A 24,651-nucleotide genomic window follows, 5' to 3' on the forward strand; every position below is an offset into this window, starting at 1 on the left:
ATAGCTATTAGCCACTAATTTGACCAGCACTGAAAGAACCAAAGAGCCTTTAAAAATCAAGGCTCTGTGGATCCAATCAGGCTCAAGTGTCAGCGAGCAGTGATCTTCCAGGCACGGTGGATCTTGCCATTACGGGCGAAATCCGGATCGATGGTCTGGGCCGTGATTTCTTCAACGGCATAACGCTCGGTGAGGTTTTCCTCGAGCTGGAACTTGCGGAAGTTGTTGGAGAAGTACAACACCCCGCCCGGCGCGAGACGCGCCATCGCCAGGTCGATCAACTGCACCTGATCACGCTGCACGTCGAAGATCCCTTCCATGCGCTTGGAGTTGGAGAAGGTCGGCGGATCGATGAAGATCAAGTCGTACTCGTCACGGCAGGCGTCGAGCCAAGCCATCACATCGCCCTGCTCCAGACGGTTCTTGTCAGAGAAACCGTTCAGCGACAGGTTGCGACGCGCCCAATCCAGGTAGGTTTTCGACAGGTCGACGCTGGTGGTGCTGCGCGCACCGCCCTTGGCCGCATGCACGCTGGCGGTCGCGGTGTAGCAATACAGGTTGAGGAAGCGTTTGCCGGCCGCCTCTTTCTGAATCCGCATGCGCATCGGCCGGTGGTCGAGGAACAGCCCGGTATCGAGGTAGTCAGTGAGGTTCACCAGCAGCTTCACGCCGCCTTCGTTGACCTCGTTGAACTTGCCCTGGGCGCTCTGGCGTTCGTACTGCTTGGTGCCGCTCTGACGTTCGCGACGCTTGACCACCACGCGGCTCTTGTCGATGTTCAACGCCTGCGGGATTGCGGCCAGGGCATCGAACATCCGCGCCGAGGCTTTTTCCGGATCGATGGATTTCGGCGCGGCGTATTCCTGAACGTGGACCCAGTCGTGATACAGGTCGATGGCCATGGAATATTCCGGCATGTCGGCATCGTAGACGCGGTAGCAGTCGATGCCTTCACGCTTGACCCACTTGCCCAGCGCCTTGACGTTCTTTTGCAGACGATTGGCAAACATCTGCCCGCCTTCACTCAGGCGCGGCTGCTCGATCACCGGGGCGGGTGCCGGAGCCGGTTTGATCGGATTGCCGTTCTTGTTGTACTTGCGCTCTTGCGGCTCACTCGGTGCTTCATCGTAGGCCGCCTGTTCACGCTCGGCCTGACGCTGTTCCGGGGTGCGACGCTCGCCGGTGACAAACTGGTCTGGCGTGACCTTGATCAGCAGCAATTTGCACGGCAATGCGCCGTTCCAGAACGAATACTGTTTGTGGCTGCGGATGCCCATGCGCTTGCCCAGGTCCGGGGCGCCGGTGAACACCGCCGCCTCCCAGTTCAAGCACGCCTGACGCAGACGCTCGCCGAGGTTCTGGTAGAGGTAGAGCAGGCTCGCCTCATCGCCCAGACGCTCGCCATACGGAGGGTTGCAGATCACCAGGCCTTTCTGGTTCTGGTCCGGGCGCGGCTCGAACGTTGCCACTTCGCCCTGATAAATCTTGATCCACTCGCTCAGGCCGGCACGTTCGACGTTGTTGCGGCCCGGTTGAATCAGGCGTGGATCGGCTTCGTAACCGCGAATCCACAGCGGTGGCTTGGCCAGGCCGGCCGCGGCGCGTTCGGTGGCTTCTTCGTGGAGTTTTTTCCACAGCGCCGGCACGTGCCCGAGCCAGGCGGTGAAGCCCCACTGCTCGCGGCGCAGGTTCGGTGCCATGTCGGCGGCGATCATGGCGGCCTCCACCAGGAACGTGCCGACACCGCACATCGGGTCAGCCAGCGCGCCACCATCGGCGGCAATGCGCGGCCAGCCGGCACGGATCAGAATCGCTGCCGCGAGGTTTTCCTTCAGCGGCGCCGCGCCTTGCTGCAAGCGATAACCGCGCTGGTGCAGGCTGTGCCCGGACAGGTCGAGGGACAGGATGGCTTCGCCACGGTCCAGACGCAGGTGAACGCGCAGGTCCGGGTTGAGCTTGTCGATGGACGGACGATCGCCTTGCGGGGTGCGCAGTTTGTCGACGATGGCATCCTTGACCTTCAAGGCGCCAAAGTGCGTGTTGTCGATGCCAGAGCCGTGACCGCTGAATTCGACGGCCAGGGTGCCGTCGTTGAGCATGTGGTCTTGCCAATCGATATCCAGCACGCCGTGATAGAGGTCTTCGGCGTCCTTCATCGGGAAGCGCTTGAGCACCAACAGCACCCGGTTCGCCAGACGCGACCACAGGCACAAGCGATAAGCGGTTTCCATGGTGGCCATGCCGCGCACAGCCGAGGTGTGCTCGCGTGCTTCCTCAAGGCCAAGCCCGACGGCTTCCTCGATGAGCAGACCTTCAAGGCCTTTGGGGCAAGTGAGGAAGAGTTCGAAACGATCGGACATGGTAATTCCAGAGCCTTTAGCTAAGTGAACCGGCAACGCGTTGCCGATCCGGTTTTCAATCAGGCGTTTTTCTAACAGAACGCCCGCGTGGCACGAAGGTGTGCCGTCCCACCCTGACTGCTCGGGTTAAAAGAGCTTAGATGCCAGGGCAGATAAAAAAGTTGATGAAACAAAATGTCATAAGTCGACCCTTCGTCGAATAATACCCAAGAGCAACGGGTGTCATTCTCGTTAAGGCACAACCCCCAGCATCCAGCGGAGGGCCGATCATACCGGGCTTTGGCCAATCAACACGGCACAAATATCGTGTTACTTATGGCCATAGCATCTTTATGGTTACGTTCTTATGACAAAACGGTCATTCCCTCGATGTGACGCATTGGTTAGAACTCAACTCAGGTTGACGTCGCAACGGCGTCAACACCTTGGCTCGCGACGCCGGCAGCGAGCCACCAACGGCAGAATTTTTCTGCCTGACCTCGATTGAGGTCGACGCGATACATACAGTCAACAAGTGAGGGAAACACCCTATGAGAAGACTTAAGCGTGATCCGTTGGAAAGAGCATTTTTGCGCGGATATCAATATGGCGTTGGTGGTAAATCCCGTGAGCTTTGCCCTTTTACTCTACCGTCGGTACGCCAAGCCTGGATCAATGGCTGGCGAGAAGGACGCGGCGACAATTGGGACGGTATGACCGGCACTGCGGGAATCCACAGACTCAACGAACTTCACGCCGTCGGCTAATACAGGGCACACACTCCGACACGACAATCTGATTACGCTACGACTTAACCACGCACGTCCTATCCGGACGGCGGGCTTCGGCCCAGGGGCTCCTTCGGGGAGCCCTTTTTTATGCCTGCTCCAAATTCAGCGAAGAAACCATTGTGGCGAGGGGGCTTGCCCCCGTTGGGCTGCGAAGCGGCCCCAAAACCAGGCAACGCGGTGAATCAGAGAGAACACGGACACAGGGTTTACGACTGCTTCGCAGCCGAACGGGGGCAAGCCCCCTCGCCACAAAAGCCCTCAGCACAAGGTCCCTACACTGCCTTCAGCGCAGCGCGGCGATGGCGTCTACCGACTCACGAATCAACGCCGGGCCTTTGTAGATGAAGCCGGAGTAAATCTGCACCAGGCTCGCACCCGCGGTGATTTTCTCAGCTGCGTGCTTGCCTTCGGTGATACCGCCCACGGCGATGATCGGCAAGCGACCGGCCAGTTCTGCCGCCAGCACCTTCACGGTGTGGGTGCTCTTGTCGCGAACCGGTGCGCCAGACAAACCGCCCGCCTCGTCACCGTGCTCCAGGCCTTCGACACCGACGCGGCTCAGGGTGGTGTTGGTGGCGATCACCGCATCCATCCCGGTTTCGATCAGTGCCTGGGCCACCTGCGCGGTTTCTTCATCGCTCATGTCCGGTGCGATCTTGATCGCCAGCGGCACATGTTTGCCGTGGCGCAGGGCCAATTCCGCCCGGCGCGTGGCCAGGTCGGCGAGCAATTGCTTGAGCGAGTCGCCGAATTGCAGGCTGCGCAGGCCCGGCGTATTCGGTGAGCTGACGTTGACGGTCACGTAGCTGGCGTGGGCGTAAACCTTGTCCAGGCAGATCAGGTAATCGTCGACCGCACGTTCAACCGGCGTATCGAAGTTCTTGCCGATGTTGATACCCAGCACGCCCTTGTACTTGGCCGCGGCCACGCGAGCGAGCAAGTGATCGACGCCAAGGTTGTTGAAACCCATGCGGTTGATGATCGCCTCGGCTTGCGGCAAGCGGAAAATCCGTGGTTTCGGATTACCCGGTTGCGGGCGCGGGGTGATGGTGCCGATTTCGACGAAACCGAAACCCAGTTGGGCAAATCCGTCGATCGCCGCGCCGTTCTTGTCCAGACCGGCCGCCAGACCCACCGGGTTCGGGAACTCCAGGCCCATGACCGTCACCGGCATTTTCGCCGGTGCCTTGCACAGCAAGCCGTTGAGGCCCAAACGTCCGCCCGCGCCGATCAGGTCCAGGGACAGATCGTGGGAGGTTTCCGGGGAAAGTTTGAACAGCAGCTGACGGGCCAGGGTGTACATGGGCAGGCTTGACTCGGGTGGCGATGAGAGGCGGCGATTATAGCCGCGCATCGAGTCCACAGGCGAGGCGCACGACAAAATCAGCCAGCGATGGCATATGCCTTGCACCAACATGGTCATCAGCACTCATGCCAACGACGGAATGAGTGGCAGGACAATGGCGTCGTCACCGGCTCTGCTCGCGCAGAGGCCATGGGGCGACGTTTTTTTTGGAAGGTGCAAATCGATGAATGAACCATCAGCCGGCCCACTGGCCTGGGTCAACGGCAGCGATGCCCCGGAAAAAACCGAAATCAACCTTGGCTTCATGGCTCTGAGCGACTGCGCCTCAGTGGTGGTCGCCGCCACCCAGGGCTTCGCCCAGCCTTACGGCCTGACCCTGAACCTCAAGCGCCAGTCGTCCTGGGCCAACCTGCGAGACAAACTGGTCAGCGGCGAACTCGACGCCGCCCACAGCCTGTACGGCCTGATTTACGCCGTGCATCTGGGCATCGGCGGCGTAGCCTCCACCGATATGGCCGTGCTCATGGGCCTGAACCAGAACGGCCAGAGCATCAACCTCTCCCACGGTTTGCAGGCCCTGGGCGTGACCAGTCCTGAAGCACTGGACCATCACGTGCACCAAAGTCGCCCAAAACTGACCTTCGCCCAGACATTTCCCACGGGCACCCACGCCATGTGGCTGTATTACTGGCTGGCGAGCCAGGGCATTCATCCGTTGCAGGATGTCGACAGCGTGGTCGTCCCCCCGCCGCAAATGATCGCGCACCTGCAAGCCGGGCGCATCGACGGTTTCTGCGTCGGCGAACCGTGGGCTGCCAGTGCGGTGCAACAGAATCTCGGTTTCACCATGGCCACCACCCAGACCATCTGGCCCGACCACCCGGAAAAAGTCCTCGGCTGCACCCGCGCCTTCGTCGAGCAATACCCCAATACCGCCCGGGCCTTGGTGATGGCGATCCTCGAGGCCAGCCGCTTCATCGAAGCCAGCCGCGAAAATCGCCGCAGCACCGCGCAACTGTTGAGCGCCCCCGAATACCTGGATGCCCCGCTCGATTGCATCGAACCGCGCTTGCTCGGTGACTACGCCGACGGCTTGGGCAATCGCTGGCAAGACCCGCACGCGATGCGTTTCCACGGTGGCGGCGTGGTCAATCTGCCGTACTTGTCCGACGGCATGTGGTTCATGACCCAGTTCCGTCGCTGGGGTTTGCTGCGTGACGACCCGGATTACCTCGGCGTGGCCCGCCAAGTCCAGCAACTAGACTTATACCGTGAGGCCGCCACCGCTGTCGGCGTGCCCGCCCGGACTCAGGAAATGCGCAGCAGCCAACTGATCGACGGCAAGATCTGGGACGGTTCGGACCCGGCCGGCTATGCCCGCAGTTTTACGCTGCACGCCATGAGCGACAACGCCCCCCTTCTCGCCAGCCGCTGACAGGAGCCTACGAATATGTTGCGTATCCTGCTGATCAATGACACCGCAAAAAAAGTCGGGCGTCTGAAGGCGGCTCTGACCGAAGCCGGGTTCGAGGTCATCGACGAGTCTGGCCTGACCATCGACCTGCCCGCGCGCGTCGAAACGGTGCGTCCGGACGTGATCCTGATCGATACCGAGTCACCGAGCCGCGATGTGATGGAGCAAGTGGTGCTGGTGACCCGCGACCAACCACGGCCAATCGTGATGTTCACCGACGAGCACGACCCCGGCGTAATGCGCCAGGCAATCAAGTCCGGCGTCAGTGCCTACATCGTTGAAGGTATTCACGCACAACGCTTGCAGCCGATTCTCGATGTGGCCATGGCGCGCTTTGAAAGCGACCAGGCCCTGCGCGCCCAACTGCACGCCCGCGACCAGCAACTGGCCGAGCGCAAGCGCATTGAGCTGGCCAAGGGGCTGCTGATGAAGATGAAGGACTGCAACGAAGAAGAGGCCTACACCCTGATGCGCCGCCAGGCCATGAGCCGCCAGCAAAAACTGATACAGGTGGCGGAGCAAATCATTGCCATGAGTGAGTTGCTTGGCTGAAGGACGCTATCGCGGGCAAGCCTCGATCTCACGTGTTGGCACAGATCTCGCTAAGTAATCCCTGCAAGGTAACCAACGGCGGTTGCCCCACCTACGACAAAGACGTCGCTCACCTCATTCGCCCCCTTTTGCGAATCAGGTAGCGGCGTTTTTCCGTTTTGGCCCCAGAGACCGGGGCTGGTGGTGCGGCCGTTGCGGCGCCCCACCTGCAAGCTCATGACTCCTTCTTGATACGCCTGACAGCTGAGGTGCGCGATGAATTCAAGCTTCTGGAAATCCGGCCATACCCCGACACTGTTCGCAGCCTTCCTCTATTTCGATCTGAGCTTCATGGTCTGGTACCTGCTCGGCCCTCTGGCGGTGCAGATCGCCGCTGACCTGCACCTGACCACCCAACAGCGCGGGCTGGTAGTGGCCACGCCGATTCTGGCCGGCGCCGTATTGCGCTTTGCGATGGGCCTGCTGGCTGATCGCCTGTCGCCAAAAACCGCCGGGATCATCGGCCAGATAATCGTTATCAGCGCCCTGCTCGTTGCCTGGAAAGTCGGCATCCACAGTTACGAGCAAGCGCTGTTGCTGGGCCTGTTCCTCGGCATGGCCGGTGCATCCTTCGCCGTCGCCCTGCCACTGGCCTCGCAATGGTATCCGCCGCAGCACCAAGGCAAAGCCATGGGCATCGCCGGTGCCGGTAACTCGGGCACCGTGCTGGCCGCCCTGATCGCCCCGGTGCTGGCCGCCGCGTTTGGCTGGAGCAACGTGTTCGGCTTCGCCCTGATCCCGTTGATCCTGACCCTGATCGTCTTCGCCTGGCTGGCCAAGAATGCCCCTGAGCGGCCGAAAGCCAAGTCCATGGCCGACTACCTCAAGGCCCTGGGTGACCGCGACAGCTGGTGGTTCATGTTTTTCTACAGCGTGACCTTCGGCGGCTTCATCGGCCTGGCCAGCGCCCTGCCCGGCTACTTCAACGACCAGTACGGCCTTAGCCCGGTGACCGCCGGTTACTACACCGCTGCTTGCGTGTTCGGTGGCAGCCTGATGCGTCCGTTGGGCGGCGCGCTGGCGGATCGCTTCGGCGGGATTCGCACCCTGTTGGCGATGTACACCGTGGCAGCGATCTGCATTGCGACAGTGGGTTTCAATCTGCCGAGTTCCTACGCAGCGTTGGCGCTTTTCGTCTGCACTATGCTCGGTTTAGGTGCAGGTAACGGTGCCGTGTTCCAGTTGGTGCCGCAGCGTTTTCGTCGGGAGATTGGTGTGATGACCGGTTTGATCGGCATGGCCGGCGGCATCGGTGGCTTCGCACTGGCGGCCGGCATGGGCGCGATCAAGCAAAGTACCGGCAGCTATCAAATGGCCTTGTGGTTGTTCGCCAGCCTCGGCGTACTCGCCTGGTTCGGTCTGCACGGGGTGAAACGTCGCTGGAGAACCACTTGGGGTTCGGCAGCCGTCACCGCAGCTCGAGTGTGAGGGCTGAATGAGCCTGCAACTGAGTTTTGCCGAAGCCAGCGCCATCGGGCCTCGCGAAGAGAACCAGGATGCTCTGCGCCTGGTTACTCCGGCCCCGGCACTGGCGGCGAGCAAGGGTTACCTGTTCGCCATCGCCGACGGCGTCAGCCAATGCGCCGACGGCGGTCTCGCGGCCCGTTCGACCTTGCAGGCTTTGGCGCTGGATTATTACGCCACACCGGAAACCTGGGGTGTCGCCCAGGCGCTGGATCGCCTGCTGCTGGCGCAAAACCGCTGGTTGCAGGCCAACGGCGGCGGGCAACCGCTGCTGACCACGGTCAGTGCCTTGGTGATGCGCGGCAGGCGTTTCACTTTGGCGCATGTCGGCGATTGCCGGGTTTACCGCTGGCACGCCGACACCTTGCAACGGGTGAGCGAGGATCACGTCTGGGACCAGCCGGGCATGCAGCATGTGCTCAAGCGGGCCTTGGGGCTGGATCAACATCTGGTGCTGGACTTTCTGGACGGCGAATTGCGCCTGAACGAGAGTTTCGTGCTGCTCAGCGACGGCATCTGGGCCGTGCTGGGCGACACCGCCATCGCGGCGATTCTGCGCGATCAACCTGACCTCAACAGTGCCGCGCAGACCTTGGTCAGCGCCGCGCACCTGGCCGGCAGTCAGGACAATGCCAGCGCCCTGCTGGTGCGGGTCGATGCCCTTGGCGAAACCAGCATTGGCGATGCACTGATTCACCTGCAGCAATGGCCTCTGCCGCCTGCACTGAAACCGGGCCAGACCTTCGAAGGCTGGCAGGTCGAAGGGATTCTCGGCCAGAGCCAGCAATCGCTGCTCTACCGGGTGCGCGATGCACAACAACAGCGCTGGTTGCTGAAAACCTTGCCCGCTGCTCTGCGTGACGATCACCAGGCCGGGCAGGCATTGTTGTCGGAGGAATGGTTTCTCAAGCGCGTGGCCGGTCGGCATTTCCCTGAAGTCCATGCCGCCAGTCAGCGTCAGCATTTGTATTACGTGATGCGTGAATATTCCGGGTCGACCCTGGCTGAGTTGCATGAACGCGTCACAACGCTGCCACTGGCGCAATGGCAGGACCTGGCCGAACGCTTGCTGCGGGCTGTCGGCATCCTGCATCGACGGCAGATTCTGCATCGCGATATCAAACCGGAGAACCTGCTGCTGGGGGACGACGGCGAGTTGCGCCTGCTGGATTTCGGCCTCGCCTACTGTCCGGGGCTGTCCGAAGATCAAGCCTTCGCCCTGCCTGGAACGCCCAGCTATATCGCGCCGGAAGCGTTTCGCGGCGACCCGCCGACACCACAACAGGATCTGTATGCCGTCGGCGTGACCTTGTATTACCTGCTCACCGGGCATTATCCCTACGGCGAAATCGAAGCGTTCCAGCGCCCACGGTTTGGCGTGCCGGTCAGCGCCAGTCGCTACCGACCCGACCTGCCGGAATGGATCGCGCAGAGTCTGGAGCGCGCGGTGGCGGTAGCCCCGGATCAGCGCTTTGAAACGGCAGAAGAATGGTTGCTGGTGTTGGAACAAGGGGAACGACGCAGTTTGAGCGTGCGACCCAGACCGTTGCTGGAGCGCGAGCCGTTGAAGGTTTGGCGGACGTTGGCACTGGTGTCGTTGCTGGTGAACCTGGTGCTGATGTTTTTGCTGTTTCATGGCTAACACCAATCCTTGTAGCAGCTGGCGAAGCCTGCGTTCGGCTGCGAAGTAGTCGCGATTTCAGGCACTGCGGTGTGACAGGTACATCGTGCATGCAGGATTTACGACTGCTTCGCAGCCGAACGCAGGCTTCGCCAGCTGCTACAGGGACCGCGCCAATTGCGGGCAACATGCATTGTTTCGGTGCACAAACATCCCAATCAAATACCGAGACCGCGACCAACCCCAGCAAATTCTGGCGTCTGAAGAACTTGGCACAACCACTGCATTACCTTTCCCAACATACATAAAGCCCGGCCTTCAACGTAGAAGGCTGCGCTGCCCGAGAGAACGGGACAAGGACAAAGGCGTCCTCGCTAGTTAGCTAGCGGGACGCCTTTTTTTGTTTGCGCAAAATTTTGTCGAGCAAGGCCTGAATGCCCTGATGAGGCAGGCCCGAGCTCCCCGGAGAACCTGATGAAAAAACTAAAACTGGTGATGATCGGCAACGGCATGGCCGGGGTTCGTACCCTGGAAGAACTGCTCAAGCTGAGTAATGAGCTGTACGACATCACGGTCTTCGGCGCCGAACCGCATACCAACTACAACCGCATCCTGCTGTCCCCCGTACTGGCCGGCGAACAGACGTTCGAAGAGATCGTGCTCAACGATCTGGACTGGTACCTGGAAAACAACATCAAGCTGCTGCTCAACCGCAAAGTGGTGGAGATCGACCGGGTCAAACGCCGGGTCATCGCCGAAGACGGCACTGAGGCTGAATACGACCGCCTGCTGATTGCCACCGGCTCGACCCCGTTCATCCTGCCGATCCCCGGCAATACCTTGCAGGGCGTGATCGGCTACCGCGACATCGCCGACACTCAGGTGATGATCGACACCGCCAAGACCCACAAGCACGCCGTGGTCATCGGTGGCGGCCTGCTGGGCCTTGAAGCCGCCAACGGCCTGATGCTGCGGGGCATGCACGTCACCGTGGTGCACATCGGCGAATGGCTGCTGGAGCGCCAACTGGACAAAACCAGCGGCCAACTCCTGCAAACCGCCCTGGAAGCCCGTGGCCTGCATTTCCGCCTGTGCGAACAGACCCAGGCCCTGCACGACGCCGGCAATGGCCGGGTCGGCTCAGTGCAGTTCAAGAACGGCGACATCATCCCCGCCGATCTGGTGGTGATGGCCGCCGGCATTCGCCCCAACACCGAACTGGCGGAAAAAGCCGGCATCCCTTGCAGCCGCGGGATTCTGGTCAACGACACGATGCAAACCTACGACCCTCGGGTGTACGCCATCGGTGAATGCGCCAGCCACCGCGGCACCGCCTACGGCTTGGTCGCACCGCTGTTCGAACAAGCCAAGGTGTGCGCCAACCACCTCGCCCAACTGGGCTTCGCCACTTACAAGGGCTCGGTGACGTCGACCAAATTGAAAGTCACCGGCATCGACCTGTTCTCCGCCGGCGACTTCATGGGCGGCGAAGGCACCGAGACCATCACCCTTTCCGACCCGATCGGCGGGGTCTACAAGAAACTGGTGATCAAGGATGACGTGCTGGTCGGCGCCTGTCTGTACGGCGATACGGCAGACGGCGGTTGGTATTTCCGGCAGATCCGTGAGAACCATGCCATCGGCGAGATCCGCGATCATTTGATGTTCGGCGAAAACGCCTTGGGCGACGTAGGACACCAAGGCCAGGACAAAGCCATGAGCATGGCCGACACCGCCGAAGTCTGCGGCTGTAACGGCGTGTGCAAAGGCACCATCGTCAAAGCCATTCAGGAACACGGGCTGTTCAGCGTCGACGACGTGAAGAAACACACCAAGGCCGCCAGCTCCTGCGGCTCTTGTGCCGGCCTCGTCGAACAGATCCTGATCAACACCGTGGGCGGTGCGGCAGACGTCAAACCGAAAAGCGAAAAAGCCATCTGCGGGTGCAGCGACCTCAACCACGGGCAAATCCGCCAGGCCATCCGCGACCAGCATCTGCTGACCATCGCCGGCACCATGAGCTACCTGAACTGGCGCACGCCGAACGGCTGCGCCACCTGCCGCCCGGCGCTCAACTACTACCTGATTTCCACCTGGCCCGGCGAGGCCAAGGACGATCCGCAATCGCGGCTGATCAACGAACGTGCCCACGCCAACATTCAGAAAGACGGTACTTACTCTGTAGTCCCGCGGATGTGGGGCGGTGTGACCAATCCGTCAGAACTGCGGCGCATCGCCGACGTGGCCGACAAGTACAACGTGCCGATGGTCAAGGTCACCGGCGGCCAACGCATCGACTTGCTGGGGATCAAAAAGCAAGACCTGCCGGGTGTCTGGAAAGACCTCGACATGCCGTCCGGCCACGCCTACGGCAAATCCATCCGCACTGTGAAAACCTGCGTTGGCAGCGAGTTCTGCCGCTTCGGCACCCAAAACTCCACGCAACTGGGCATCGAGCTCGAACATGACCTGTTCAACATGTGGTCGCCGCACAAAGTGAAACTGGCCGTCTCCGGCTGCCCACGCAACTGCTCGGAAGCGGGGATCAAGGACGTCGGAATTATCGGCGTGGATTCCGGCTGGGAGATGTACATCGGTGGCAACGGCGGGATCAAGACCGAAGTCGCGGAGTTCTTCGTCAAGCTGAAAACCGCCGAAGAAGTGCGCGAATACAATGGTGCGTTCCTGCAGCTGTACCGCGAAGAAGCCTTCTACCTCGAGCGCACCGTGCATTACCTGCAACGGGTCGGCATGGAACACATCAAGAAAGCTGTGCTGGAAGACCCGGTACGGCGCAAGGCACTCAACGAACGCCTGCAATTCTCCCTGTCGTTCGAACAGGATCCGTGGAAGGAACGCCTCGAGCAACCACTGCTGAAAAAAGAATTCGAGGTCATTCCCGTGAAGAACCTGGAGGTGTCGGCATGAACTGGCTGGATATCTGCGCACTGGAAGAGATCAACACCCTTGGCTCGCGGATCGTCGCCGGCCCGAAAGGTGACATTGCGATTTTTCGTACGAGCGACGATGAGGTTTTCGCCCTCGACGACCGCTGCCCACACAAGGGCGGACCACTGTCCCAAGGCTTGATCTACGGCAAACGGGTCGCCTGCCCACTACACAATTGGCAGATCGATCTGGAAACCGGTGAGGCCCAGGCTCCCGATATCGGCTGCGCCCACCATCACTCGGCACGGGTCGAGAATGGCCGGGTGTTGCTGGCCCTGCGGGAAGCAAGCTGATGGACCGCCAAATCACCGCCTCCACCTGCTGCTACTGCGGGGTCGGCTGCGGCGTGCTGATCGAACACGACGGCGAACGCATCCTCGGCGTCAGTGGCGATCCGGCACACCCGGCCAACTTCGGCAAATTGTGCAGTAAAGGTTCGACCTTGCACCTGACCGGCGACCTGACCGCGCGCGCCCTTTACCCTGAGTTGCGCCTGGGCAAAGGCCTGGCCCGCAGCCGCACCGACTGGGACACCGCCCTCGATCACGCTGCCAATGTATTCGCGCAAACCATCACCGAGCACGGCCCGGACAGCGTCGCGTTCTATATTTCCGGGCAATTGCTGACCGAGGATTACTACGCCTTCAACAAACTGGCGCGGGCGCTGGTGGGCACCAACAACATCGACAGCAATTCACGGCTGTGCATGTCTTCAGCGGTGGTCGGCTACAAGCGCAGCCTCGGCGCCGATGCTCCGCCCTGCAACTACGAAGACCTGGAACTGAGCGACTGCGTGATGATCGTCGGCAGCAACATGGCCTACGCCCACCCGATCCTGTTTCGTCGCCTGGAAGAAGCCAAATCCCATCGTCCGCAGATGAAAGTCATCGTCATCGACCCACGGCGCACTGACACCTGCGATCTGGCTGACCTGCACCTGGCGATTCTGCCCGGTACCGATGTCGCGTTGTTCCATGGGATTTTGCACTTGCTGCTGTGGGAAGACTGGATCGACCGCGACTTCATCAAGGCCCACACCGAAGGCCTGGCCGAGCTGAAAAAGCTGGTGCGCGACTACACCCCGACAATGGTTTCGCAACTCTGTGGCATCAGCGTCGAGCAACTGCACCAATGCGCGGAATGGGTCGGCACGTCACCGAGCTTTCTGTCGCTGTGGTGCATGGGGCTGAATCAGTCCACCGCCGGCAGCGCGAAGAACAGCGCGCTGATCAACCTGCACTTGGCTACCGGGCAAATCGGCCGGCCCGGTGCAGGACCTTTCTCGCTGACCGGTCAGCCCAATGCCATGGGCGGCCGGGAAACCGGCAGCTTGTCGAATCTGCTGCCAGGCCATCGCGAAGCGGCCAATGCCGAGCACCGCGCGCAAGTGGCCGCCTACTGGGGCGTCGATCAACTGCCCGAAAACACCGGGCTCACGGCCGTCGAACTGTTCGAGCAGATGCGCAGCGGCAAGATCAAAGCCCTGTGGATTGCCTGCACCAACCCTGCCCAGTCGCTGCCGGACCAGACCACTGTGCGCGAGGCACTGCAAGCCTGCCCGTTCGTGGTGTTGCAGGAAGCCTTCCACACCACCGAAACCGCCGCATTCGCCGACCTGTTGCTGCCCGCCGCCAGTTGGGGTGAAAAGGACGGCACGGTTACCAACTCCGAGCGACGCATTTCCCACGTCCGCCGAGCCATCGGCGCCCCCGGTGAAGCACGGCCCGATTGGGCGATCACGGTGGATTTCGCACAGCGTCTGGAAAAACACCTGCGTCCCGGAGCCTCCAGCCTGTTTGCCTTTGAAACCCCGGCACAGGTCTTCGACGAATACAAACAACTGACTCGCGGCCGCGACCTCGACCTGTCCGGGATCAGTCATGAGTTGATCGACCAGCTCGGTCCGCAGCAATGGCCTTTCCCCACCGGAGCCCGCGAAGGCACTGCGCGGTTGTACCTTGACGGGGTTTTCCCGACCGCCAGCGGGCGTGCGCAGTTCGTGACAGACCCGTATCGCGCCGCCAAGGAGCAACGCGATGCACGCTTCCCGCTGACCCTGATCACCGGCCGCCTGCGCGACCAATGGCACGGCATGAGCCGCACCGGCACCGCCGCGCAATTGTTCGGCCATGTCAGCGAAGCCGTGCTGAGCCTGCACCCGGACGAGCTGCGTCGGCATCGCCTGCAACCTGGCGACCTGATCAATCTGAAAAGCCGCCGGGGCGCGGTGATCCTGCCGGTCAGCAGCGACGACAGCGTACGTCCGGGCCAGGCCTTCCTGCCGATGCATTGGGGCGACCGTTTTCTCAAGGGCGGCGTGAATACCCTCACCCTTCCCGCCTTCGATCCATTGTCGAAACAGCCGGAACTCAAACATAGCGGCGTGCGACTCGAGCCTGTGAATTTGCCCTGGCAGCTTTTCGCCCTGATTGAAGGCGATGTTCAACAGCATCTGGAGACACTGCGACCACTCTGTGAGGCGTTTTCCTACGCCAGCCTCAGCCTCGCCGGCCGTGAACGCCCTGCACTGCTGATACGCGCTGCCAGCGCCACCGCGCCAGAGCCACAGCTATTGCGTGATATCGATCAATGCCTGGGGCTCAACGATGGCCCGGTGTTGGCCTATGACGATCCCCGGCGCTCGATCGGTAAGCGGGTTCGTATCGAAAACAGCCGGATCACCGCGATTCGCCTGGCCGGTGAAACGCTCGCCCAGCACTGGCTGCAAAGCCTGTGGCTCGAAGGTCGCGCCGACGAACAACTGCGCCGTTGGCTGCTGGCACCCTTGAGTGCGCCACCAGGCAACACTGGCGCCCCGGCATCCGACAGCAAAACCCTGTGCAACTGCATGAACGTCAGCCAGAACGCAGTCTGCGCCGGCATCAGCCGTGGCCTGGACTTGCAGGGCTTGAAACAAGAATTGGGCTGCGGCACGCAATGCGGCTCCTGCGTCCCGGAAATCAAGCGTTTGCTGGCCGCCACCGCGCAGCCAGTCGCCGTCACCTCGTGAGGAAAACACTATGAACGCAAAAGTCTGGCTGGTGGGTGCGGGTCCCGGCGATCCGGAATTGCTGACCCTCAAGGCGGTTCGCGCGTTGCGCGAAGCGGACGTGGTGTTGATCGACGATCTGGTCAATCCTGCGGTGTTGGAGCATTGCTCGAATGCCCGGATTATTCCTGTGGGCAAGCGCGGTGGCTGTCGCTCCACGCCTCAAGCCTTCATTCATCGCCTGATGCTGCGTTATACCCGCCACGGCAAATGCGTGGTGCGGCTCAAGGGTGGCGATCCGTGCATCTTCGGGCGCGGTGGTGAAGAGGCGCAGTGGTTGCGTGAACGTGGCGTCAAGGTTGAGCTGGTCAATGGCATCACCGCTGGCCTTGCCGGCGCGACCCAATGCGATATTCCGCTGACGCTGCGGGGCGTCGCCCGTGGCGTGACACTGGTCACGGCCCACACTCAGGATGACAGCAGCCTGAACTGGCAGGCCCTGGCTCAAGGCGGCACCACGTTGGTGATCTACATGGGTGTCGCAAAACTGAGCGAGATTCGTGAGCAACTGCTGGCCGGAGGTATGGCAGCGGATACACCGGTGGCAATGATTGAAAACGCTTCGCTGCCGTACCAACGGGAATGTCGGAGTGACCTGACAGCGATGGAAGAGGATGCCCTCAGCTTTCAGTTGAAAAGCCCGGCGATCCTGGTGATCGGTGCCGTGGCAGCCTGTGCAACTTCATCTCTGTGGGAGCGTGGGTTGCCCGCGATGACGGCCGATCAATCAGCCTGAACCCTACCTATCGCCCCCACTTCACCAAATCGCAGACAAAGAAAAGCCCGGCCTAAGCCGGGCTTTTCTTGAGCTGCGAGCTAATTACTTAGCTGCTGCTTCAACCTTCGCTTCTACGCGACGGTTTACAGCGCGACCAGCTTCAGTGGCGTTGTCAGCAACTGGGCGGGATTCGCCGTAGCCAACAGACTGAACGCGGGACGGCGAAACACCGTACTGGTTGGTCAGAACTTGCTTAACGGCGTTTGCACGACGCTCGGACAGTTTCTGGTTGTAAGCGTCAGGACCGACGGAGTCAGTGTGACCTTCAACAACAGTAGTGGTGGATGGGTACTGCTTCATGAAGTCAGCCAGGTTTTTGATGTCGCCGTAGCTGTTAGGCTTGACTACCGACTTGTTGAAGTCGAATTTCACGTCCAGCTCAACACGAACAACTTCAGCAACTGCTGGGCAGCCATCAGCGTCAACAGTTACGTTGGCTGGGGTGTCTGGGCACTTGTCAACGTTGTCGCAAACGCCATCGTTGTCGCTGTCGGAGCAAACTTCAGCCGGTGCTGGAACTGGAGCAGCAGCAGGCTTGGAGCCGCCACCGAAGTTCACACCGATACCGACGCTAGGAGCCCACTCGGTGTCGCCCTGGTCGATGTTGTACTGAGCTTCAACGCCAGCACGGGCGTAGAAGTTTTCAGTGAAGTACAGCTTGGCACCGCCGCCAACGTTGGCGAAAGTGGAGCGGTTACGACCCGAACCGTTCTGGCCAATGCTCTGGTCCGAGAAACCGGCAGAAACGTATGGACGGATCATGTCGCCTGGGTTGTTGAAGTGGTACAGAGCGTCCAGAGCGGTATCAGCGCCCTTTACGTTGCGACCATCATCTGCACGTACGTTGTGCACTTCGTCGTAGGCCAGACGCAGTTCTACGTCGTCGGTCAGGAAGTAACCAACCGAGCCGCCGAACAGGTTGCCGTTGTTCTTGAAGTTACGATCGCTGTCGTACTGTTCTTTCTTGGCGAAGCCTTCGATTTCAACTGCGCCTTGGCCTTGTGCCAGCGCGCCGAACGAAGTAGCGGCAATAAGAGAACCAATGGCCAAGCCCAAGGTGTTTTTCAGTTTCATCCGTTAAATCCCCATCTGGTGATTGTGAAGCAGTCCCGCAAACCGGGGGACAACTCGGCGGCAAGTCTATCAGAACTTGCCTACACGTAAGAGATATTTGCGCCAAACTAAGTTTCGGCAATGCCTGCAAATTTCTCACGCAATTTGTCTAGAGCGCGTTTGTACCGCATTTTTGTTGCACTCAAACCCATGTGCATGATGTCTGCGATCTCCTGAAACTCCAGCTCTGCGACAAAACGTAGCACCAGAATTTCACGGTCAATCGGGTTCACATACACCAGCCAGCGATCAAGTCCGCCCTTCTCCTCGGGTTTCGGCGCCTTTTCTTCAGACGCTTCCTCGAGGGGGTCCAGACTCAAAGCGTCCATCAAGCGACGCTTACGCCGTTCCTTCCGATACTGTGTGATGCACTCGTTGTACGTAATGCTGTAGAGCCACGTTTTGAACTTCGATTTGCCCTCGAAGTTCTTCAGGCCGTACAGCACCTTCAACATCACTTCCTGACAGACATCGTCTGCATCACGATCGTTCCCCAGATACCGTGCACAAACGTTAAATAATGTTCGCTGGTAACGCCGCATCAGTTCTTCATAGGCGCGCGTTACGTGAAACAGCTCGGAGTGCGAGCGCGCGACCAACTCCTCATCAGAGAGCTCGCGGGGGTCGTAGCGCGTGGAGAGCGATTGAGCTTTATTCAAAACAAGTCGGGCCGACAGTCAGGTCAATGTCCGCCGCTGCCCTTCAGGGCAATTTGCGGCGGCATACATTAGCAGGATTTGCCGGGTTAGCGGCTACTCACATGCTGCTCCAGGAGAATCCGATTCGAGAGAGAGACTAGCTCACCCTCGTCGGTCAGCACCGTGGTTTTCACCGTGCCGATCTCTTCGATCTGCCCTTCGACCTCGCCAACACGCACTTGTTGCCCAACCTGATACAACTCACGCACATAGATTCCCGCAAGAATCTGACCAGCAATTTCCCGGCTTCCCAACCCCATGGCCAGCGCAACCGCCAGACCAACGGTAATCAAGACGATCACAATCACGTGGTTGAGCAGGTCTGTCTTGACCTCCAACTGGCTGATCGCAACCGAAATACTGATGATGATCACCAGGCCCTGGGCAATCCGCCCCAGTCCCGCGGCGTAATCCAGCCCTACGCCTTCTGCCGCGCCACGCACCAACCCATTGGCCAGTTGCGCCAGCAAGACACCTACCAGCAGCACCAGCGCCGCGCCGAATACTTTCGGAACATACAACGCCAGCATGTCCAGCGTAGCCGAAACTCGTTCAAGTCCAAGGGATTCTGCGGCAGAAACGAGAAAAATCAGCAGGACGAACCAGTAAACAATTTTGCCGATCAGCGTCGAAATAGGCACCTGGAGGCCGGCGCGGGACAGCAATTTGGTCAGTCCGGTGCCGCCCATCAGGCGATCAAGGCCCAATTTGGCGAGCAATTTTGAGAGCAGCGTGTCCAGCAGCTTGGCCACGACAAAACCCAGCAGCAGCACAACCAGTGCGCCAAACAGGTTCGGAATGAAGTTCGCAACTTTGGTCCACAACGCAGTCATTGCAGTGACGAGGCTCTGAGTCCAGAGATCAAGTTCCATATTCAATCAGCCTTATCAGCAGTGCGAGCGGTAGGTTTACGCAGACGAGAAACCGGCGCGACATGGGCCGATCCGTTATTCAGGGCAATCATCAGCGCGGGCAGCCAACGGCCCAGCAGGCTGAACAGATCACCGGCACCGACCTGGCGGTTGGCGGTTTTCAGTACACGCCCCAGACAGGCATCGTCGTCACGGCTGGACGGCGATGCTTTGAGCATGTCACGCAAAGACTGTTCAAACGGATCGTGCATACGCACCTCTCGTGATGTCTGTCAAAGACGCGGTTAAATTTGGTCGGGTCACATGGCTCATCGTCAGACCCAGCGCAAACGTCGGAATAACCACCACTGCCCCAGCGCTACCAAGATCATCAACAGGCAGGCGATCAGGAAGCCGTAGGGGCTGGCAGAGAACGGAATACCGCCGACGTTGATGCCCAAAAGACCGGTCAGAAAACTCATCGGCAAAAAGATCCCGGTGATGATCCCGAAGCGGTACATCGTGCGGTTCATGCGCACGCTCAAACGCCGGTCTTCAGCCTCCAGGACCAGCCCCACGCGCTCCCGGGTCAACTCCAGTTCCTCGAGATACCGGGTCAGGCTGTTGTTCAATTCGTTCCAGTAATCGCCATCGTCTTCGCAGAACCACGGCAGTTTTATCCGCGTCAGCTGACCGAAAATATCCCGCTGCGGCGCCAGAAAACGCTTCAGTCCAGCGGCTCTGCGGCGGATGTGCAAAATGGCGCCATGTTCGGGAGTATACCGTTCGTCGGCATCGAGCTTTTCTTCCTCCTCATCGACCACCTCGGAGAGGCAAGCGACCAGATCCTGCACCTTGTTGGTCAGGTATTGCGCCATATAGAGGATCAGTTCGGAAGCTGTTCTAGGCCCCTTGCCCTCGGCCAGTTGCACCAGCAGCTCATCGGTGGCGCGCAACGGTCGCAGACGCAGGGAAATCACCCGTTGGGCCGAACCGAAGATCCGCACTGAGACCATGTCTTCCGGCTCCGCGCCCGGGTTCAGGTTGACCCCACGCAAAAACAGCAGCAGTTCAGAGTCCGGCAGCGGTAAAAGACGCGGTCGGGTGTTCTCTTCCAGCAACAAATCGCAACTAAATTCACTCAGCCCGCTGGATTTGCGCAGCCAGGTCTGGGTTTGCGGGTGACTGCGATCCCAGTGCAGCCACAGGCTTTCATGGGCCTGCAGCTGCAAGTCATCGAGTTCAGTCCGGGCTATCGAACGCGCACCGCCTTTACCGTCCAGCACCAGAGCATGCACCAGCCCCCACTGCGCGTTTTCTTCCTCGAACATCCTCACCCCTATTCTTGAAACAAAAAGCCAGCAGCGCTTATTCAGGCATTTTCAGCGGGCTTGGCGAGACGATCACGCCGTTGTTGTCCGCATAAACGTAGTGGCCCGGGTGAAAGGTCACGCCCGCGAAGGTCACGGCAACGTTGAGATCGCCAACACCGCGCCTGTCGGTTTTCATCGGGTGACTGGCCAGGGCCTGAACCCCCAGATCAGTTTGCGCGATGACGTCGACGTCGCGGATGCAACCGTAGATCACCAGCCCTTCCCAACCGTTGTTCGCGGCTTTCTCGGCCAGCATGTCGCCCAACAGCGCGCGGCGCAGGGAACCGCCACCGTCGACCACCAGCACCTTGCCGTTGCCCTTGAGCTCGACTTGCTCCTTGACCCGCGAGTTGTCTTCGAAACATTTGATGGTCACGATTTCGCCGCCGAAAGAATCACGGCCGCCGAAATTGCTGAACATCGGTTCCAGCACCTGCACCAGCTCCGGATAGGCGTCGCACAGGTCAGGCGTGAGGTAATGATTCATCGAGAAACTCCTGTAACAAGGAAGACAATCGAGTATGCAGCATACTCGGGCCAAGGCTGGACGGTTGCAAATCGCTCCGCTCGCACGAACCCAGCGACCGCATCAGTCACTCAAAGTGACCAGAACCACTCAATGCGTCACATATTAGCCGCAAGCCGACCAGAGAGAAATGCCCTTGTTAGAGCATCAGGCTCAAATCGCTGTGGCCAAATCCGGCTTTTCACCCAGTAAAGGCGTTTGTTGATCCGCCAGCCAGCGCGCTACCAACGGCCAGACTTCAGCCTGTGCAGCCTTGCTGACCAGCATTTCCACGTGACCGAAATTATCGCCAAAGCCGTGCTCGCGGCCAAGGGTGATGAACTGCTTGTGCTCGGAGCCGACTTGATCGAACAGCTTATGGCAGGCCCAGGTCGGGTCCTGATGATCGCCCGCGGCACTCACGGCCAGCACCGGCAATTGCACCTCGGCCAACCCCGCCCACCAGTCTTTGTCGGCATCGCCGAAGCGGCCGAACAGCCCGTACCAACGCATGCTTTCCAGGGCCAGGCCTATCGGCTCGTCCTCCGGGCCGCGTTTGAGCCGTGAGCCCGACAGTTGGGCAAAACGCTTGAGAATGAAGCGCCCGCTCCACTCCACTGGTGGAAACTTCAACGGCCAGTAAGTACGGCTGACTTGCGTGCCGAAAAACGCCGCAGAAGCCACGGCGGGCTCGCCCAGGTACTGGCCGCCCAACGCCGCGGCGAGGGTAATGCCGCCCAGCGAATGGCCGATCCAGTGCGGGATCTGGCCGCTTTGCTCGCGCACGAACGCGCCAATGGCCGGCAAATCGTAACGCGCATAGTCGGCGACGCTGTTCTGGCGATAGTTCTGGTTGCGCTGAGACAGGCCGTGACCGCGCATTTCCGGAATCCACACATCGAATCCCAGACGCGTCAGGTAAGCGCCCAGGCCCAAACCTTTGGGAGAAAACCAGAACCGCCGATTGGAAAAGCTGCCGTGCAGCAGAATCACCGGCACGCCACGCACCGCCGGCTCATCGGCCAGGCCCAGGCGTGTCACAGCCAGCTCAACGGTGCCGTCGGGGCTGTTGCCGGGTTTCAAACGATAGACGTCTTCGCTCAGATCGCCGCGCCGCTCGGCGCTGATCAGGGCGACAGGAAATAGGTTGCTGCTACTTTGCATATGCTCTTGCACAAAAAAGGGCGGCATCCAGAGGAGCCCGCCCTACTTGAATCTCTGAAAGGGCCGATCACAGATCGGCCCTTTCACTCACACCATCAAGCCGAAGCCTGACCTTCAGCCAGGAAGAACCAGGTTTCCAGTACGGAATCGGGGTTCAGCGAAACGCTTTCGATGCCCTGCTCCATCAGCCACTTGGCCAGGTCCGGGTGGTCCGAAGGGCCCTGACCGCAGATGCCGATGTACTTGCCGGCCTTGTTGCACGCGGCAATGGCGTTGGCCAGCAGTTTCTTGACTGCAGGGTTACGCTCGTCGAACAGGTGCGCGATGATCCCGGAGTCACGGTCCAGGCCCAGTGTGAGCTGGGTCAGGTCGTTGGAGCCGATGGAGAAACCGTCGAAGAACTCGAGGAATTCTTCAGCCAGGATCGCGTTGGACGGCAGTTCGCACATCATGATCACGCGCAGACCGTTGTCGCCACGGGCCAGACCGTTTTCAGCCAGCAGATCGACCACCTGGCTCGCTTCGCCCAGGGTACGGACGAACGGCACCATGATCTCAACGTTGGTCAGGCCCATCTCGTTACGCACGCGCTTGAGGGCGCGGCACTCGAGCTCGAAGCAGTCACGGAACGATTCGCTGATGTAACGCGAAGCGCCACGGAAGCCCAGCATCGGGTTTTCTTCTTCCGGCTCGTAGAGTTTGCCGCCGATCAGGTTCGCGTATTCGTTGGACTTGAAGTCCGACAGACGCACGATGACCTTTTTCGGCCAGAACGCTGCCGCCAGGGTGCTGATGCCTTCGACCAGTTTGTCGACATAGAAGCCGACCGGGTCGTTGTAACCGGCAATGCGCTTGTCGACGCTGTCCTTGATTTCCTGCGGCAGGCCGCCGTAGTTCAACAACGCCTTGGGGTGCACCCCGATCATGCGGTTGATGATGAACTCCAGACGGGCCAGGCCCACACCGGCGTTCGGCAGTTGCGCGAAGTCGAAGGCGCGGTCCGGGTTGCCGACGTTCATCATGATCTTGAACGGCAGCTCCGGCATGGCATCCACGGAGTTTTTCTTGATGTCGAAGCCCAGTTCGCCTTCGAAGATGTAACCGGTGTCGCCTTCAGCGCAGGAAACGGTCACGCCCTGGCCGTCTTTCAACAGCTGGGTGGCGTTGCCGCAACCGACCACGGCCGGGATGCCCAGCTCGCGAGCGATGATCGCCGCGTGGCAGGTACGGCCGCCACGGTTGGTGACGATGGCGCTGGCGCGCTTCATGACCGGTTCCCAGTCCGGGTCGGTCATGTCGGAAACCAGCACGTCGCCCGGCTGGACTTTGTCCATCTCGGACACGTCCTTGATGATCCGCACCTTGCCGGCGCCGATGCGCTGGCCGATGGCACGACCTTCCACCAGCACGGTGCCGGTTTCTTTCAACAGGTAACGTTCCATGACGTTGGCCTGGGTGCGGCTCTTCACGGTTTCCGGACGGGCCTGCACGATGTAGAGCTTGCCGTCGTCGCCGTCTTTGGCCCATTCGATGTCCATCGGGCACTTGTAGTGCTTCTCGATGATCATCGCCTGCTTGGCCAGTTCGCTGACTTCGGCGTCGGTCAGGCAGAAACGTGCGCGATCAGCCTTGTCCACGTCGACGGTCTTGACCGATTTACCAGCCTTGGCTTCGTCGCCGTAGATCATCTTGATGGCTTTGCTGCCCAGGTTGCGACGCAGGATGGCCGGGCGGCCGGCTTCCAGCGTGCCTTTGTGGACGTAGAACTCATCCGGGTTCACCGCGCCTTGTACGACGGTTTCACCCAGGCCGTAGGCGCCGGTGATGAACACCACGTCACGGAAGCCCGATTCGGTATCGAGGGTGAACATCACGCCGGCGGTGCCGGTTTCGGAGCGGACCATGCGCTGCACGCCAGCCGACAGGGCCACCAGCTTGTGGTCGAAGCCCTGGTGGACGCGGTAGGAAATGGCGCGATCGTTGAACAGTGAAGCGAACACCTCTTTGGCGGCGCGAATGACGTTTTCGACACCACGGATGTTCAGGAAGGTTTCCTGCTGGCCGGCGAAGGAAGCGTCCGGCAGGTCTTCGGCGGTAGCGGAAGAGCGCACGGCCACGGCCATGTCAGGGTTGCCGGCCGACAGCGTGGCGAACGCGGTGCGGATCTCGGCGTTGAGCTTCTCGGGGAACTCGGCTTCCATGATCCATTGACGGATCTGGGCGCCGGTCTTGGCCAAGGCGTTTACATCATCGACGTCCAGGGCGTCGAGGGCGGCGTGGATCTGATCGTTCAGGCCGCTCAGTTCCAGAAAATCACGATAAGCCTGAGCTGTCGTGGCAAAGCCACCTGGCACCGATACACCGGCGCCTGCAAGGTTACTGATCATCTCGCCCAGGGATGCGTTCTTGCCCCCCACATGCTCTACATCATGGACGCCGAGCTTATCGAGGGAAACTACGTACTCTACCAAGGTGATCTCTCCACTAACTGTGTTGGAAAAGCTCAGAAGCCGGCGACTCGGGGGAGCCTTTGCCGGCTGTATGGCCTGGACCTGGAAAATAAGTGAGAATGCGGGCCATCGGTG

At 60.4% G+C, this 24,651-nt stretch carries 19 protein-coding genes; 9 read left to right on the forward strand and 10 right to left on the reverse strand.

Features of this window, described 5'->3' with window-relative positions; all coding sequences use genetic code 11:
• Nucleotides 1-89: 89 nt before the first annotated feature.
• Entirely contained in the window at nucleotides 90-2,360 is a 2,271-nt protein-coding gene (gene rlmKL, locus JUI81_RS21760) for a bifunctional 23S rRNA (guanine(2069)-N(7))-methyltransferase RlmK/23S rRNA (guanine(2445)-N(2))-methyltransferase RlmL (RefSeq protein ID WP_019579762.1), read from the reverse strand.
• A 530-nt stretch (nucleotides 2,361-2,890) separates the two neighbouring features.
• Between rlmKL and rmf the strand changes: the two genes are divergently transcribed.
• Nucleotides 2,891-3,106: a ribosome modulation factor gene (rmf, locus tag JUI81_RS21765; RefSeq protein ID WP_003223300.1), complete on the forward strand. Its 216-nt coding sequence runs from the start codon at nucleotides 2,891-2,893 to the stop codon at nucleotides 3,104-3,106.
• Between the two features lie 307 nt (nucleotides 3,107-3,413).
• On the opposite strand, the gene JUI81_RS21770 is transcribed toward rmf, so the two are convergent.
• Nucleotides 3,414-4,433 carry a quinone-dependent dihydroorotate dehydrogenase gene (locus tag JUI81_RS21770; RefSeq protein WP_026331742.1) on the reverse strand — a complete coding sequence of 340 codons (1,020 nt, stop codon included), beginning with the start codon at nucleotides 4,431-4,433 and terminating at the stop codon, nucleotides 3,414-3,416.
• Between the two features lie 226 nt (nucleotides 4,434-4,659).
• On the opposite strand from JUI81_RS21770, the gene JUI81_RS21775 reads away from it, so the two are divergent.
• The 8 genes from JUI81_RS21775 to cobA all read left to right on the forward strand — a co-directional run bounded on the left by JUI81_RS21775 (nucleotide 4,660) and on the right by cobA (nucleotide 16,320).
• Nucleotides 4,660-5,871, forward strand: a complete 1,212-nt coding sequence (locus tag JUI81_RS21775) for a CmpA/NrtA family ABC transporter substrate-binding protein (protein WP_204125016.1) — start codon at nucleotides 4,660-4,662, stop codon at nucleotides 5,869-5,871.
• A gap of 15 nt (nucleotides 5,872-5,886) precedes the next feature.
• Nucleotides 5,887-6,462 carry an ANTAR domain-containing response regulator gene (locus JUI81_RS21780; RefSeq protein ID WP_018925269.1) on the forward strand — a complete coding sequence of 192 codons (576 nt, stop codon included), beginning with the start codon at nucleotides 5,887-5,889 and terminating at the stop codon, nucleotides 6,460-6,462.
• Between the two features lie 255 nt (nucleotides 6,463-6,717).
• Nucleotides 6,718-7,929, forward strand: a complete 1,212-nt coding sequence (locus JUI81_RS21785; RefSeq protein ID WP_019648267.1) for a NarK/NasA family nitrate transporter — start codon at nucleotides 6,718-6,720, stop codon at nucleotides 7,927-7,929.
• A 7-nt stretch (nucleotides 7,930-7,936) separates the two neighbouring features.
• Nucleotides 7,937-9,607, forward strand: a complete 1,671-nt coding sequence (locus tag JUI81_RS21790) for a bifunctional protein-serine/threonine kinase/phosphatase (protein WP_019579757.1) — start codon at nucleotides 7,937-7,939, stop codon at nucleotides 9,605-9,607.
• Between the two features lie 453 nt (nucleotides 9,608-10,060).
• Complete coding sequence (gene nirB / locus JUI81_RS21795) at nucleotides 10,061-12,514, forward strand: nitrite reductase large subunit NirB (protein WP_028941084.1); 2,454 nt, start codon at nucleotides 10,061-10,063, stop codon at nucleotides 12,512-12,514.
• On the forward strand, nucleotides 12,511-12,828 hold the full coding sequence (gene nirD / locus JUI81_RS21800) for a nitrite reductase small subunit NirD (protein WP_018925265.1): 318 nt from the start codon (nucleotides 12,511-12,513) through the stop codon (nucleotides 12,826-12,828). Before nirB ends, nirD begins: the two co-directional genes overlap by 4 nt.
• Entirely contained in the window at nucleotides 12,828-15,545 is a 2,718-nt protein-coding gene (locus JUI81_RS21805) for a nitrate reductase (protein WP_204125017.1), read from the forward strand. Before nirD ends, JUI81_RS21805 begins: the two co-directional genes overlap by 1 nt.
• A 10-nt stretch (nucleotides 15,546-15,555) precedes the next feature.
• On the forward strand, nucleotides 15,556-16,320 hold the full coding sequence (gene cobA / locus JUI81_RS21810; protein ID WP_019579754.1) for a uroporphyrinogen-III C-methyltransferase: 765 nt from the start codon (nucleotides 15,556-15,558) through the stop codon (nucleotides 16,318-16,320).
• 84 nt (nucleotides 16,321-16,404) lie between these two features.
• Here the strand turns inward: cobA and JUI81_RS21815 are convergent, their stop codons facing one another.
• The 8 genes from JUI81_RS21815 to ppsA form a co-directional block, all read right to left on the reverse strand.
• Entirely contained in the window at nucleotides 16,405-17,436 is a 1,032-nt protein-coding gene (locus JUI81_RS21815) for an OmpA family protein (protein WP_019579753.1), read from the reverse strand.
• Nucleotides 17,437-17,543: 107 nt separating this feature from the next.
• Nucleotides 17,544-18,134: an RNA polymerase sigma factor SigX gene (sigX, locus tag JUI81_RS21820; protein WP_026331741.1), complete on the reverse strand. Its 591-nt coding sequence runs from the start codon at nucleotides 18,132-18,134 to the stop codon at nucleotides 17,544-17,546.
• Between the two features lie 86 nt (nucleotides 18,135-18,220).
• Complete coding sequence (locus JUI81_RS21825) at nucleotides 18,221-19,045, reverse strand: mechanosensitive ion channel domain-containing protein (protein WP_007940637.1); 825 nt, start codon at nucleotides 19,043-19,045, stop codon at nucleotides 18,221-18,223.
• A 2-nt stretch (nucleotides 19,046-19,047) separates the two neighbouring features.
• Complete coding sequence (locus tag JUI81_RS21830) at nucleotides 19,048-19,296, reverse strand: hypothetical protein (protein WP_007940635.1); 249 nt, start codon at nucleotides 19,294-19,296, stop codon at nucleotides 19,048-19,050.
• Between the two features lie 63 nt (nucleotides 19,297-19,359).
• A complete protein-coding gene (locus JUI81_RS21835) occupies nucleotides 19,360-20,355 on the reverse strand; it encodes a zinc transporter ZntB (RefSeq protein ID WP_019579752.1) in 996 nt (331 codons plus the stop codon).
• Between the two features lie 37 nt (nucleotides 20,356-20,392).
• Nucleotides 20,393-20,884, reverse strand: coding sequence for a ribonuclease E activity regulator RraA (gene rraA / locus JUI81_RS21840; protein ID WP_019579751.1), 492 nt, complete (start codon nucleotides 20,882-20,884; stop codon nucleotides 20,393-20,395).
• Between the two features lie 192 nt (nucleotides 20,885-21,076).
• Nucleotides 21,077-22,066 (reverse strand): alpha/beta fold hydrolase, encoded by a 990-nt coding sequence (locus JUI81_RS21845; protein ID WP_019579750.1) that lies wholly within the window; start codon nucleotides 22,064-22,066, stop codon nucleotides 21,077-21,079.
• 95 nt (nucleotides 22,067-22,161) lie between these two features.
• Nucleotides 22,162-24,537, reverse strand: a complete 2,376-nt coding sequence (ppsA, locus tag JUI81_RS21850) for a phosphoenolpyruvate synthase (protein ID WP_026286343.1) — start codon at nucleotides 24,535-24,537, stop codon at nucleotides 22,162-22,164.
• Nucleotides 24,538-24,651: the final 114 nt, after the last annotated feature.

Origin of the sequence: Pseudomonas sp. 008 (assembly GCF_016861935.1) — a bacterium.
Classification (GTDB): Bacteria; Pseudomonadota; Gammaproteobacteria; order Pseudomonadales; family Pseudomonadaceae; genus Aquipseudomonas.